9 protein-coding genes are annotated in these 13,520 nt (G+C 65.9%); 5 read left to right on the plus strand and 4 right to left on the minus strand.

Annotation, left to right across the window (positions count from 1 at the left end):
- Positions 1-81: 81 nt before the first annotated feature.
- From AB0O52_RS00080 to AB0O52_RS00090, 3 genes are all read left to right on the plus strand, one after another.
- Positions 82-1,047, plus strand: coding sequence for a quinone oxidoreductase (locus AB0O52_RS00080; RefSeq protein WP_364531596.1), 966 nt, complete (start codon positions 82-84; stop codon positions 1,045-1,047).
- Positions 1,048-1,212: 165 nt separating this feature from the next.
- Positions 1,213-5,043, plus strand: a complete 3,831-nt coding sequence (locus AB0O52_RS00085; protein ID WP_364532658.1) for a Pls/PosA family non-ribosomal peptide synthetase — start codon at positions 1,213-1,215, stop codon at positions 5,041-5,043.
- 81 nt (positions 5,044-5,124) lie between these two features.
- Positions 5,125-6,504 carry a M1 family metallopeptidase gene (locus tag AB0O52_RS00090; RefSeq protein ID WP_364531599.1) on the plus strand — a complete coding sequence of 460 codons (1,380 nt, stop codon included), beginning with the start codon at positions 5,125-5,127 and terminating at the stop codon, positions 6,502-6,504.
- Between the two features lie 9 nt (positions 6,505-6,513).
- Here AB0O52_RS00090 and AB0O52_RS00095 read toward each other — a convergent pair whose 3' ends face one another.
- The 3 genes from AB0O52_RS00095 to pheS all read right to left on the minus strand — a co-directional run bounded on the left by AB0O52_RS00095 (position 6,514) and on the right by pheS (position 10,819).
- The gene (locus AB0O52_RS00095; protein ID WP_364531602.1) at positions 6,514-7,125 is read right to left on the minus strand and encodes a 4'-phosphopantetheinyl transferase superfamily protein; all 612 of its coding nucleotides are present in this window, start codon (positions 7,123-7,125) and stop codon (positions 6,514-6,516) included.
- 80 nt (positions 7,126-7,205) lie between these two features.
- A complete protein-coding gene (gene pheT, locus AB0O52_RS00100; RefSeq protein WP_364531605.1) occupies positions 7,206-9,755 on the minus strand; it encodes a phenylalanine--tRNA ligase subunit beta in 2,550 nt (849 codons plus the stop codon).
- Positions 9,756-9,757: 2 nt separating this feature from the next.
- A complete protein-coding gene (gene pheS / locus AB0O52_RS00105; RefSeq protein ID WP_078105647.1) occupies positions 9,758-10,819 on the minus strand; it encodes a phenylalanine--tRNA ligase subunit alpha in 1,062 nt (353 codons plus the stop codon).
- 186 nt (positions 10,820-11,005) lie between these two features.
- Between pheS and AB0O52_RS00110 the strand changes: the two genes are divergently transcribed.
- Positions 11,006-11,662: an SIMPL domain-containing protein gene (locus tag AB0O52_RS00110; RefSeq protein WP_364531608.1), complete on the plus strand. Its 657-nt coding sequence runs from the start codon at positions 11,006-11,008 to the stop codon at positions 11,660-11,662.
- Here AB0O52_RS00110 and pcp read toward each other — a convergent pair.
- The gene (pcp, locus tag AB0O52_RS00115) at positions 11,659-12,306 is read right to left on the minus strand and encodes a pyroglutamyl-peptidase I (protein ID WP_364531611.1); all 648 of its coding nucleotides are present in this window, start codon (positions 12,304-12,306) and stop codon (positions 11,659-11,661) included. The two genes, AB0O52_RS00110 and pcp, sit on opposite strands and share 4 nt — an antisense overlap.
- A 112-nt stretch (positions 12,307-12,418) precedes the next feature.
- On the opposite strand from pcp, the gene AB0O52_RS00120 reads away from it, so the two are divergent.
- Positions 12,419-13,513 (plus strand): Rv2578c family radical SAM protein, encoded by a 1,095-nt coding sequence (locus AB0O52_RS00120; RefSeq protein ID WP_364531614.1) that lies wholly within the window; start codon positions 12,419-12,421, stop codon positions 13,511-13,513.
- Positions 13,514-13,520 lie beyond the last annotated feature (7 nt).

The raw sequence follows: 13,520 nt of genomic DNA on the forward strand, positions 1-13,520 counted from the left end.
ACTGGACACTCGACGGACTCCGCTCCCTAGGATGGGTGTGTGAATGCGGGCACGAAAGTGCCTCGACGGAGAAGGAGACCCATGACGCAAGCGATCATTGCCCGGCAAGCCGGAGGACCCGAAGTCCTCGAACTCTCCGAGGCCGAAGTTCCGGCCCCGGGTCCGCGCCAGCTCCTCGTCAAAGTCGCAGCCGCGGGGGTGAATTTCATTGACACTTACCAGCGCAGCGGCCTCTATAAGGTCGAGTATCCGTTCATCCCCGGCTCCGAGTCGGCAGGCACCGTGGAGGCCATTGGCGCAGGCGTCGAGGACTTCGCCGTCGGGGACAGGGTCGCCACCGCTGAAGGATCCCGCAGCTATGCCGGGTACACCCTCGTCGACGCCGACAAGGCGCTTCCGGTGCCGGACGGCGTCGACGACCACACGGCAGCAGCCCTCCCGTTGCAGGGAATGACTGCGCACTACCTGATCAACTCTTCCTTCCGCGTGGAACCGGGCCATACCGTCCTGACGCATGCCGGCGCCGGCGGCGTTGGCCTCATCCTGACGCAGCTGCTCAAGGCCCGGGGCGCCCGCGTCATCACCACAGTTTCCTCGGACGAGAAGGAAGCCCTTGCGCGGGAAGCCGGTGCGGACGAGGTCCTGCGCTACACCGGATTTGCGGACAAGGTCCGCGAGCTCACCGACGGCGAAGGCGTCAACGTGGTGTACGACGGCGTCGGCAAGGACACCTTCGACGGTTCCCTTGCGAGCCTGCGCATCCGCGGCTCGCTCGTCCTTTTCGGGGCAGCATCCGGACCGGTGCCCCCGTTTGACCCCCAGCGCCTGAACGCGGGCGGATCGTTGTCCCTGACACGCCCGACGCTTGGCCACTTCCTGCAGAACCCGCAGGAGCGGCGCTGGCGATCGGCCGAAGTCTTCGGCGCTGCCGCGAGCGGGGCGCTCAAAGTCCGGATTGGCGCAGCGTACCCGCTCGCCGAAGCCGCCCAGTCCCATCGCGACCTGGAAGCGCGCAAGACGACGGGCAAGCTGCTGTTGGTCCCATAACCGCAGCAACGGCCACGCGACCGCTGACACTTTTTGTTCACCTCAGTGCGAGAAGCTTCGAACGTGACCCAGGAACATGAAATCCCGGCGGACAGCCTGGAAGTCCACAGGGTGCATCTGCCCCAGCTGCAAGGCTCGGCAGCAGCGCCCCCGCCGCGCACGCTCATGGAGATCCTCCAGGACACTGCCCTGGCATTTCCGGAGGCCTCTGCCCTCGATGACGGGCAAAAGTCGATGAGTTACTCCGAGCTCATGGCGCAGGTGCGAGGCTTTGCCGCCACGCTCAACGCGGCCGGGCTGGGCCCCGGAGACAGGATCGGAGTGCGGGTCCCCTCCGGCTCCAACGATCTGTACATCGCCATTCTGGCGATCATCTCGATTGCGGCCGCCTATGTACCCGTGGACGCGGACGATCCCGAGGAACGGGCACGGCTGGTTTTCGGCGAAGCCAAAGTGTCTGCCGTCGTCACAAAGGGCCGCAGGATCGAAGTGTCCGGGGAGCGCCCGACACCTCATCCGGCTCCGCGTGCACCCAAGCTGGACGACGACTCCTGGGTCATCTTCACCTCGGGCTCCACCGGCACGCCCAAGGGTGTGGCGGTGCAGCACCGTTCGTCCGCCGCCTTTGTTGACGCCGAAGCCCGGCTCTTCCTCCAGCAGGATCCCATAGGTCCGCAGGACCGGGTCCTCGCCGGCCTTTCGGTCGCCTTCGACGCTTCCTGCGAGGAGATGTGGCTGGCGTGGCGGCATGGTGCCTGCCTGGTCCCGGCCCCGCGCGCCCTCGTACGTTCCGGCATGGACCTTGGCCCATGGCTCATCAACCACGGCATCACAGTGGTGTCCACAGTTCCCACGCTCGCGGCTCTCTGGCCGGCAGAAGCCCTCGAGAACGTGCGCCTGCTCATTTTCGGCGGCGAAGCCTGCCCTCCCGAACTCGCCGAGCGCCTCGCGGTGGACGGCCGCGAAGTGTGGAACACGTATGGCCCCACCGAAGCAACCGTCGTGGCCTGCGCGGCTCCCCTGGGCGCGGATGGCCCCGTGCGGATCGGATTGCCGCTGGACGGCTGGGACCTCGCCGTCGTCGATGCCTCCGGTGTCCCCGTCGCGGAAGGCGGGACGGGCGAACTCATCATCGGCGGCGTCGGACTTGCCCGCTACCTCGATCCGGCCAAAGACGCCGAAAAGTACGCCCCCATGCCGTCCCTCGGGTGGGAGCGCGCGTACCGCTCCGGCGACCTCGTCCGCTATGAGGAAGCAGGCCTCATCTTCCAAGGCCGCGCGGATGAGCAGGTCAAACTTGGTGGCCGGCGCATCGAACTCGGTGAAATCGATGCCGCCCTGCAGGCCCTTCCGGGAGTCGCGGGTGCCGCCGCTGCAGTGCGTACGACGGCGGCAGGGAACCAGATACTGGTCGGTTACCTGGCTCCGGCCGGACCGCAGGACATCGACCTCGCAGCTTCCCGCGAGCTGCTCACGGAAAGCCTTCCCGCCGCGCTGATCCCCCTGCTGACGGTGGTGGATTCGCTTCCGACGAAGACCAGCGGCAAAGTGGACCGGCATTCCCTTCCGTGGCCGTTGGCGGGCGCGGGCGCCGCGGATGCAGACAAGGCACCACTCAACCTGCCAGAGGACGCCCAATGGGTGGTTGAGCAGTGGGAAAGCGTTCTCGGCTCAGCCGTCACCTCGCTCGACGCCGACTTCTTCGCCTATGGCGGGGGCTCCCTCGCCGCGGCCCAGCTCGTCTCGGCGCTGCGCGTGCGCTACCCCGTCATCACGGTGGCCGAAATCTACGCAACACCCCGCGTCGGCGCCTTGATCGACGCCGCACGGCAGTCACTGCCGGAAGGCGGCATCCAAGGGCCGGCGGCCGAACGCACGGTTCGGCCCACCTCCCGGAAATCCCAGATCTTCCAGACGCTGATGGGTATTCCCCTCAACATCCTGGTGGGCATGCGTTGGCTCACCTACCTCATGGCCGCGAACCATTTGCTGGCCGACTTCGCCGGTTTCACAGCCGCTCCCGTGGTGTCTTGGTGGTGGATCCTGGCGTCTTGGCTGGTGTTCGTCAGCCCGCCGGGACGCATGGCCGTTTCGATCCTCGCCGCGCGAATACTCTTGCGGGGTGTCCGGCCCGGAACCTACCCGCGCTCAGGCAAAGTCCATTTGAAGCTGTGGCTGGCTGAACAGATCCAGGATCTTTCGGGCGCCATCAGCCTCGCCACCGCACCCTGGGTTCCCTACTACGCCAGGGCACTGGGTGCGAAGATCGGGAACAACGTCCATTTGCACTCCCTGCCGCCAGTCACAGGACTGCTGTCACTGGGCAGCGGCTGCAACATCGAACCCGAAGTGGATCTCTCCGCGTGGTGGATCGACGGTGACTACGTCCACATCGGCGCCGTCCATGTAGGTGCCGGCGCCACAGTGGGCTCCCGCAGCACGCTCATGCCGGGAGCCAGCATCGGCGCAGGTGCGCGCGTGGAGCCCGGTTCCGCGGTGTTGGGCAAGGTCAAGGCCGGGCACCTTGTTGCCGGCTCCCCCGCCGAACGCCGTGGCAAAGCCAAGAATGGCTGGCCGGAGACCCCGTCGTCACACCATCTGATCGGCCGGCTCTGGTTCGCGGCATTCGCTGCGGCCTCGGCGCTGCTGGCCTTGATCCCCTACATCTCGGCATTCGTCGGCGCGATCGTCATTCTGGCCTTCATCCAAGGCCGGAGTTCCCTGCAGGATGCCTTCCCGGAACTCCTCCTTGCCATTCCCTTGGCGGCATTGGCCTGGTTCCTGTGCAATCTCCTGCTGATCCTGGGGACCACCCGGATGCTCGGCGTTGGTCTCAAGGAAGGGTACTATCGGGTCCGCAGCCGCGTCGGCTGGCAGGTTTGGGCCACTGAACGCGTGCTCGACATGGCGCGGGACCTGCTCTTCCCCATCTACGCGAGCCTCTTCACCCCCGTGTGGCTGCGCCTGCTGGGTGCCAAAGTGGGCCGTAACGTGGAGGCTTCCACGGTGCTGCTCCTGCCCCGTATGACCACCATCGGCGAAGGCGCGTTCCTCGCCGACGACACCATGGTGGCCTCGTACGAGCTGGGCGGCGGCTGGATGAAGATCGCGCCGGCCAAGATCGGCAGACGCTCGTTCCTCGGCAATTCCGGAATGACCGCCGCAGGCCGAAGCGTACCCAAGAACTCACTCGTCGCAGTGCTATCGGCCACGCCGGCAAAGGCCAAATCGGGCACGTCCTGGCTGGGCAGTCCACCCGTCAGGCTGCGCCGGACCGCGGTCAATGCGGACCAGAGCCTCACCTTCAACCCGCCGTTGGCCCTCAAGACCAAACGGGCCCTGTGGGAACTGTGCCGGCTGGTGCCGGTCATCCTGACGGTGGGGATCGCCGTCGGCATCATGTTGGTCCTGGACTGGATCGCCACCGAATCCTCTTACTGGCTCGCGGCCGTCCTTGGGGGCGTCGTGGTCCTCGCAGCAGGTGCCGCGGCCGGGGCGAGTTCGGTCGCGGCCAAGTGGATACTGGTGGGCCGCATCAAAGAGGGCGTGCATCCCCTGTGGAGTTCGTTCATCTGGCGCAACGAAGTGGTGGACACTTTCATCGAAATGGTCAGCGCTCCCTGGTTCGCGCGTTCGGCGTCCGGCACGCCGGCGCTGGTGTGGTGGCTCCGGGCGCTCGGCGCGAAAATCGGCCAGGGTACCTGGTGCGAGAGCTACTGGCTGCCCGAAGCCGACCTCGTCACGCTCGGCGAAAGCTCCACCGTCAACCGCGGCTGCGTGGTCCAGACACACCTCTTCCATGACCGCATCATGAGCATAGACACTGTGGTCCTAGGGGACGGCGCCACGATGGGCCCGCACGGAGTCATCCTGCCGCGCGCGAGCATCGGAGCGGGCGGAACGGTGGGACCGGCGTCGCTGGTCATGCGCGGTGAGACTGTCCCCGCTGGCACATACTGGATGGGCAACCCGGTCAGCCCGTGGTCCGGACCGTAGCGTAGATTGGCAAGAGGGCCTATGAAATACGAGCCCAGGACAACGGCAACACAACAAGCTACACGGAGGCAGCCAGCGCACATGAGCCCTAGCGAACCAGGAATCACCACAACTGCCGCCGATCCCTACACGCTGCATCACGGGAGCCTGGCATTCCAAGTGCTGAGGTATGAGCTGGACCTGGACTACAGTCTGGGCAGCAACCGGCTCAACGGCCGTGCAATGCTTCGCTGCATAGCCCTCGAAGACACGGACTCGGTGATCCTGGATCTGGTGGGCCTGAAGGCTTCCAAAATCCTGATGGACGGCAAGAAAGTGCCGAAGTTCAGCACCCGCGGCGAGCACCTCGTGATCACGGCGAAGGACCGGTTGCGGACAGGCCAGCATTTCACCATTGAGCTCCGCTACGACGGCAATCCTCAGCCGCGCCGGGGCCTGTGGGGCGAAGTCGGCTGGGAAGAGCTCGACGACGGCGTCCTGGTGGCCGGGCAGCCGAACGGCGCCGCGTCCTGGTTCCCGTGCAACGACCATCCCCGGCACAAGTCCAGCTACTTGATCAGTATCACCACCGACAACAACTACCGCGCCATCTGCAACGGCCGCCTCGTCTCCCACAGCAGGAAATCAAGCCGCGAAACCTGGGTCTACGAACAGGGCGAGCCGATGGCAAGCTATCTGGCCACCGTGCAAATCGGGCGGTACCGGCTTCATCAGCTCAGCCCCGCCCTCGCGGGAACCCGCACAGGGACGGCCCATCATGCCGAGGCCCTGCGGCAGGCCCCGGTGCCCCAGTTCGTTGCCGTCTCCCCCGGTTTGTTGACCGAAGCCCGCGAAGGCCTGGCACGGCAGGCCGACATGATGCGCACCTTTGTGGACTGTTTCGGTCCATATCCCTTTGCGGAATACACGGCCGTCGTGACCGAGGACGAATTGGAAATTCCCCTCGAAGCCCAGACCCTCTCGATCTTCGGCCGGAACCACATGGAGCAATCATGGGAGGCGCAGCGCCTCATCGCCCACGAGCTGTCCCACCAGTGGTTCGGCAACTCGCTCACTGTGAGCAGTTGGCGGGACATCTGGTTGCATGAGGGTTTCGCCTGCTACGCCGAGTGGATCTGGTCCGAGGAAGCCGGCGTCATGTCCCTCGCCAACCGTGCAAGGGCCGCATGGCGCAAGCTCGACATGGGCGCCCAGGACCTGGTGATCGGCGACCCCGGGCCCGAGCACATGTTCGACGACCGCGTCTACAAGCGCGGGGCCCTTGCGCTCCACGCCGTCCGTCGTGCCTGCGGGGACGCAGTGTTCTTCGGATTGTTGCGGCATTGGACCGAAGCCAAGCGCCACAGCTCAGTGTCCACGGCGGAATTCATCGCCGTAGCCAACGCCTACGTCCCGGGGCTCGACGCGGCCAGCGTCCTGGAACCGTGGCTGTACCAAGCACGGCTGCCCGCCTTCGGTTGATCCTGAAATTCAGCGGGAGGTTGCCGCCAAGGCGGCAAGCAGTCCGACCGGAAGATCCAGACCGCCGGCGCTGGCCGGAAGTTCCAAGTCCCACAGTCCGGGCCTTTCAAGCACGTCGAGGGTATCCGGGGCCACCCTGAGCCCTTCGCCTGTCATCTTCAACCAGGCTTCCTTGCGCGCCCACAATCGTGAGCGCTCCTGGGCCCGGTGCCCGGGTTCCAGCTCCTTGAGGTGGAGTTGCTCGCGTGCGGTCAGGGCAACGTCGTCGAAGCCGGCGAACTCCGTGCCCGCCGCATTTTCCAGATCCACGCCCACCCGGAGCCCCGGTTCCGGATGCACGACGGCGGCAAACAGCACCCAGCCCGACGACCGTGAGGCGCTGAGCACCACGGGTGCTGGGCCGCCGTCGAGCAGGTAACCGGGCCGGCCGTGTGAGATGTCCGGCCCGGCACCGCATTCCGGGCACTCATAGGCCGCCTGGAGCTTCGAAGCGGGAACACCCAGGAGGGATGCGGCAAAGTTCCGCTGCGCCAGCCGGGATGCCAGGAATTCCAGCCGGAGGACCGGGGCCATGGCGTCTGCTCGAAGGGTCTCGGCCGGAGACAGCAATTCCGCCGCCATCTTCTCGGTGTCGGCGGAATCGGCAGGATCCAGGGACTGGATGTGAACAGCCAGCCCCTGGATCCCCGGGTTGATTCCCGTCAGCGCTGGACTGCTCCGAATCGCTCTGCGGCGACTGCGACGGCGGCCTCGCGTGCCTCCGATGCCTCGTCGGCGGTCAAGGTGCGGTCCGCGGCACGGAATCGCAGCGCGAAGGCGAGCGACTTCTTGCCGTCTTCGATGCCGTGGCCCGCGTAGACATCGAACAGGGCGACGTCCTCAAGGAGTTCGCCGGCGCCTTCCCGGAGGGCGGCCAGTACGGCGTCCGCCGGAATGTCCTGCGGCACCACGAGGGCAACGTCCTGGGTTGCCACCGGGAAGCCGGAGATGTGCTTGGCAACAATGACGTCCGGAGCGGCGTCGAAAAGTGCGTCCGCATTGAGCTCGAGGGCAACGGAGCGCGCCGGCATGTCATGGGCTGCGAGCAGCTTGGGGTGCAATTCGCCGGCGTAGCCCACGATGTCGCCGGAACGGAGAGCCAACTTCGCGGCACGGCCCGGGTGGAACGCCTGGTGGCTGCCTTGGCTGACCACGAGTTCCACGCCGAGGACATCGCCCACGAGCCGGGCAACGTCCAGGGCGTCGGCCCAGTCCCAGGCACGCGGAGTGTGGGCCGCGGCGGCCGGGGAATCATGGCCGGTCAAAACAGCGGCGATGTGCAGCGGCTGGTCCGGGACGCCGTCGTACAGCCCGTCAAGGACCTCCTCGGAAGGCTTGACGCCCAGCGGAGGGATCGACGCCGTGCCCAACTGCCCGGCGGGAAGGAACACCGAGCCTGCCTCGAAGAGCGCGAGGTCGCGGAACCCGCGGGAGTGGTTGCGCCGGGCAACCTCGATCAGGCCGGGAAGTACGGAGGTACGCAGGTAACCGTGTTCTTCGCTGATCGGGTTGGCCAGTTTGAGGGCGGTGCGTGTCGCGCCCGCCTCCGCCACGCCGAAGATGTCGTTCGATGACTTGGAGACGAAGGGGTACGAGAGGACCTCGGTGAGCCCCGCGTCGGCAAGGGCCTGGACCACGCGGCGTTTTTGCTGCTGGGTCCGGGTCAAGCCGCGGCCTGGAGGGGCCACGGGCAGGGTGGCCGGGATGTTGTCGTAGCCCACCAGCCTAGCGATTTCCTCGGAGAGGTCTTCCTTGGTTTCCAGGTCATTGCGCCAGCTCGGAGCCGTGACCAGATAAGAGCCGTTCTCTTCGCCCATCAGGACAATGGCGCCCAGGTCCCTCAGGGAACCGGTGATCTGTTCTTCCGTGAAGTCGATGCCGATCCGGGAGGCCGCGTAGTTGGCCGGCAGCTCGATGGTCACGGCATCGGGCGCCGTCCCGACGTCGGTACCGGCTTCGTCTGCCGTCCCCCCGGCCAGTTCAACCAGGAGGTCGACGACGCGTTGGGCAGCAACGTTGGCAACCTGCCAATCCACTCCGCGTTCGAAGCGCTTGGACGCCTCCGACGGCAGCTTGTGCCTGCGGCGGGACCGCGCGATCGAGACCTCGTCGAAGTGCGCTGCCTCGACCAGGATGTTGGTGGTCGAATCCGAAACTTCGGTGTTGGCTCCGCCCATGACGCCGGCGATGCCGATGGCGCCGGAGTCGTCGGTGATGAGGAGGTCTTCGACGTCGAGCGCACGCACTTTGTCATCGAGGGTGGTGATCTTCTCCCCTGCCACAGCGCGACGGACCACGATATCGCCTGAAAGCTTGTCGAGGTCGTAGCAGTGGTTTGGCTGGCCGAGTTCGAGCATCACGTAGTTGGAAATGTCGACGGGCAGCGAAATGGAGCGGATGCCGGCCAGGCGCAGCCGGGAGACCATCCATGGCGGGGTGGGTCGGCTGGCGTCCACGCCGCGGACCGTGCGGGCCACGAAGCGGTCGCAACCGGGCTTGCCGTAGATCGGAGCGTCGTCGTTGAGCTTGACGCCGTAGCCTCCGGAGAGTGCCGCAGGGGCGTTGACCTTGGCGGCAGGGTCCGTGAAGACGGTTCCGGTGGCGTGGGCGTATTCGCGTGCGACACCACGGATCGAGAACGCGTAGCCGCGGTCCGGAGTGACGTTGATTTCGGCGGCTTCGTCATAGAGGCCGAGGAGGGACATGGCGTCGGTTCCGATTTCGGGATCCAGGCCGATGCGGGAAAGCACCAGGATGCCGTCGTGGTCCTCGCCGATGCCGAGTTCACGGACCGAGGCGATCATGCCTGCTGACAGGTGCCCGTACGTCTTGCGCGCGGAAATGTGGAAATCACCCGGGAGCACGGCGCCCGGGAGGGTCACCACAACCTTGTCTCCCTCGACGAAGTTGTGGGCACCGCAAATGATGCCCTGCACGCCGGAGGGGTCGATGCCCTTGCCGGTCAGTGTCTGCTCCTGGCCTTCGGGAACCACGCGGACCTGGCACCAGTTGATGGTCTTGCCGTTGCTCTGCGGTTCCTTGACGAGGCTCAGGACCTGGCCCACCACGATGGGGCCCCTGAGTTCGTCCGTGGGGCGGTGGACGGCTTCCTCTTCAAAACCGACCTTGACGAGTTCCGCCATGACGTCTTCGGCCGTTGCCTCGGCCGGAACCTGCGCGAATTCACGCAGCCATGAAAGTGGGATACGCACTGTTAGATCTCCATCCCGAAGTGCTCGCTGAAACGTACATCGCCTTCGATCATGTCGCGCATGTCGCCGACCTCGTTGCGGAACATGAGCGTGCGCTCGATGCCCATGCCGAAGGCAAAACCTGAATACTCGTCCGGGTCGATGCCGGCAGCGCGCAGGACGTTGGGATTGACCATGCCGCAGCCGCCCCATTCGATCCAGCGAGGGCCGCCCTTGGCACCGGGGTGCCAGATGTCCAGCTCTGCGGAGGGCTCGGTGAACGGGAAGTAGTTGGGACGCAGCCGGATCTGTGCCTCGTCACCGAACATCTGCCGGGCGAAGTGCTCCAAGGTGCCGCGCAGGTCGGCCATGCTCAGCTTCTTGTCGATGGCAAGGCCCTCGAACTGGTGGAACACGGGCGTGTGGGTGGCATCGAGTTCATCGGTGCGGAATACCTTGCCCGGGCACAGCACATAGATGGGCACTTCGCGCTCCAGCATGGAACGGACCTGCACGGGGGAAGTGTGCGTGCGCATGAGGAGGTGCGCCTCGGGAGGCTCCACGAAGAAGGTGTCCTGCATTTCGCGGGCCGGGTGGTCGGGCTTGAAGTTGAGGGCGTCGAAGTTGAACCACTCGGACTCGACCTCGGGTCCTTCGGCGATTTCCCAACCCATGCCGACGAAGATGTCCGCCACGCGGTCCTGCAGCGTGGACAGGGGATGGCGGGCACCGGCACGGCGCCGCCGCGGCGCCGCCGTGACGTCGACGGTTTCCTCGACAAGGATGCGGGCGTCGTTTTCGGCTTCGAGCACGGCGGTCCGTGCTGCGAGCGCCTGGTTGACGCGGCCACGGGAGGAACCCATGAGCTTGCCTGCGGCGGCCTTCTGCTCCTTGGGCAGGCCACCGATCTCACGGTTGGCAAGGCTCAAAGGCGACTTCTCGCCGGTGTGCGCCAAGCGGACGGCTTTGAGTTCTTCGAGGGAGGATGCAGCGGCAATCGCGGCGACGGCTTCCTCAACGGCAGCGGTGATGGCGGCTTCATCCAGAGGGTTCGGGATGGCAGCGCCCGGCAAAGTGTCAGTCATCTACTGTTCTTAGCTACGAGTCGGAAATGGTCTTCACCAGGCGAGGCCATGGCAAAAGCAGGAGCGATGCTCGCTGGACACGTCCGGCGGGCACTAACACCCAGTCTAGTAGAAGGGTTCGGTGGGGCTTTAACCCGTGACACCCTTCGGACGGCGTCCGCGAGCGCCCGGGGCTAGCATGGCCTCATGACACCGGCCCGCACCATCACTGTCACCGGGGAAGGAACCGCCGAAGCCGTTCCTGACCTGCTCACGTTCACGCTCGCCGTCGAGGTCAGGCGCGATGCGGCCGAAGCTGCCTACTGCGACGCCGGCGCGATCGCCTCGGCGGTGAGGGAGGCGTTGCGCGGGCGCGGTGTGGCCGGTCTTGACCTGCGCACCAGTGGCCTCAATCTCCGTGCCGAACTCGTCTGGGCCGAAAACCAAGGGCAAAAGGTTACTGGTTATGTTGCATCCACGACCTTGGTTGCCCGGGTCAGCCCGCCGTCAGCGGCTCCGGCGGCCATATCCGCCGCGGTGGCTGCAGGCGGTGACAGCCTTCGCATCAACGGGATCGAACAAGGATTCACGGATTCCTCCGCCGTTGCCGCGCGGGCGCAAGAGGCGGCATGGCGGGAGGCCGAAGCAAACGCGGCCCGGTTTGCCGCACTTGCCGGCGGCCGGCTGGGGCAAGTGCTATCCATAGACCAGCGCCTGGAGCATGGGTCGCCGGTGCCGATGATGGGCGGTATGAAGCGCGCCGCAGCGAGCGAAAGCGTGCCCATCGAAGCGGGATCGGTGGCGGTTACGGCGAGCGTTGTGGTGCAGTGGGAGCTCGACTCACCGGGGAGTAACGGCGGCTAGTGGACAGCGCCCGCGGATAGCTTCACGTCCACCGGAGTCTCAAGCGCAGTCCGCACGACGACGGCGATCCCCCGTCCCATGTCGCGCGTCGCCATCCCAGGCGCGGCACTGCCCTTCGGCAGTCGGGCCTCGTCATAGGGAACGTGGACGAAGCCGCCCCGCGCGCGGGGTGCAACACCCCCGGCGAGCTCGTGCATCAGGGCGTAGAACACGTGGTTGCAGACGTAGGTCCCGGCAGTCTGCGAGACTTCGGCGCGGATTCCGGCGATCTGCAGCGCTCTGAGCGCGGACTTCACCGGCAGTGTGCTGAAGTACGCCGCGGGCCCTTCCGGCACCACAGGCTTGTCGATGGGCCTGTTTCCAGCGTTGTCCGGGATTCTGGCGTCATCGCAGTTAATAGCCACGCGCTCCAAGGAGAGCCGGTCCCGGCCGCCGGCGAGCCCGGCGCACACGACCAGCTCCGGGCGCAGCCTCCCCATGGCCTCGCGCAGGACGGCAGCGGATTCACCGAAAACGCACGGTAGCTCGAGCGCTTCCACCTCATGCCCTTCGGCGCGCAAAACTTCCTGCGCTTCGAGGACGGCAGCCCACGAGGGGTTGTCGGAATCGCCGCCAAACGGCTCGAAACCCGTCAGCAGAATCATGAACCCACCCTATCAAGAGCTGGCCCGGCTTCCAGGGTCATCGTTCGATCTTCCATGGGCGTTCTTTCATCGGGCCTTGACAAGTGTTCGAACATATATTCGAATGGAGGCCATGAGATGGGACGCACAAGCACTTTCACCACAACGTGGTCCGGCACCCGGAGACAACAGCGACAGCATTCTGTCCGGAGCCGCCCCAGCAACGGACGCACTGCTGCCGCTGGCCGGGCTTGTGCGTTCCGTCTCAACCCCCGAATTCTCCGGAGTCACCTTTCATGAGGTCACCGCCAAATCGGTGCTCAACAAGGTGGCGTCCGGTTCCCAGATGCCTTTCGAATGGACGGTCAACCCCTACCGCGGGTGCAGCCACGCCTGCGTCTACTGCTTGGCACGCAAGAGCCACACCTACCTGGAGTTCGACGCCGGACACGATTTCGATTCCCAAGTCATAGTGAAGATCAACGCGGCGGAAGTGCTGCGCAAGGAACTGTCCAAACCCTCGTGGGGCCACCATCATGTGGCCCTTGGCACCAACACAGATCCGTACCAGCGGGCAGAGGGCCGCTACCAGTTGATGCCGGGGATCATCCGGGCCCTGGCCGATTCCGGCACTCCGTTTTCCATCCTCACCAAGGGAACCCTCCTGGGCCGCGACGTTCCCCTCCTCAAGCACGCCTCCAGCCAAGTGTCCGTGGATCTGGGTATCTCGCTGGCCATGACTGACGAAACCCTGGCCTCGGCAGTGGAACCGGGCACGCCCGCGCCGCGAGCCAGGCTCAAGCTCATCCGCCGGCTGCGGGAGGCCGGGCTGCCTTGTGGTGTCATGGCCATGCCCATCCTGCCGTGGCTGACGGACAGCGATGACGCCCTGGAGTCGCTCTTTACCGCCCTGTCCGGGGCCGGTGCCACTGGCGTGACGGCCGGGGCGTTGTACCTGAAGCCGGGCACGCGGGAATGGTTCATGCAATGGCTGGCGGCACATCACCCCGGCCTCGTCGGCAAGTACCGGCGCCTTTACGGCCAAGGCTCGTACGCTTCGAAGGAATACAGGACCTGGCTGAGTGGCCGCATCAACTACTTCAAGGCCCGTCACGGCTTTTCCGGGAGCAGCGGTTTCAGCCACAGGAACGCGACAGCGGGCAAGGAGACGCCGGCTTCACTTCCAGCGGCTTCCTTTCCCGCAACCGGCCAGTCGACTCTCTTCTAGCCGGGTT

The sequence above is a fragment of the Arthrobacter sp. NPDC080073 genome (assembly GCF_040686575.1).
GTDB lineage: Bacteria > Actinomycetota > Actinomycetes > Actinomycetales > Micrococcaceae > Arthrobacter.

Coding starts and splice junctions, on each gene's coding strand:
- AB0O52_RS00080 (WP_364531596.1), top strand. CDS start 82: ATGACGCAAGCGATCATTGCCCGGCAAGCCGGAGGACCCGAAGTCCTC.
- AB0O52_RS00085 (WP_364532658.1), top strand. CDS start 1,213: ATGGAGATCCTCCAGGACACTGCCCTGGCATTTCCGGAGGCCTCTGCC.
- AB0O52_RS00090 (WP_364531599.1), top strand. CDS start 5,125: ATGAGCCCTAGCGAACCAGGAATCACCACAACTGCCGCCGATCCCTAC.
- AB0O52_RS00095 (WP_364531602.1), bottom strand. CDS start 7,125: ATGGCGGCGGAATTGCTGTCTCCGGCCGAGACCCTTCGAGCAGACGCC.
- pheS (WP_078105647.1), bottom strand. CDS start 10,819: ATGACTGACACTTTGCCGGGCGCTGCCATCCCGAACCCTCTGGATGAA.
- AB0O52_RS00110 (WP_364531608.1), top strand. CDS start 11,006: ATGACACCGGCCCGCACCATCACTGTCACCGGGGAAGGAACCGCCGAA.
- pcp (WP_364531611.1), bottom strand. CDS start 12,306: ATGATTCTGCTGACGGGTTTCGAGCCGTTTGGCGGCGATTCCGACAAC.
- AB0O52_RS00120 (WP_364531614.1), top strand. CDS start 12,419: ATGAGATGGGACGCACAAGCACTTTCACCACAACGTGGTCCGGCACCC.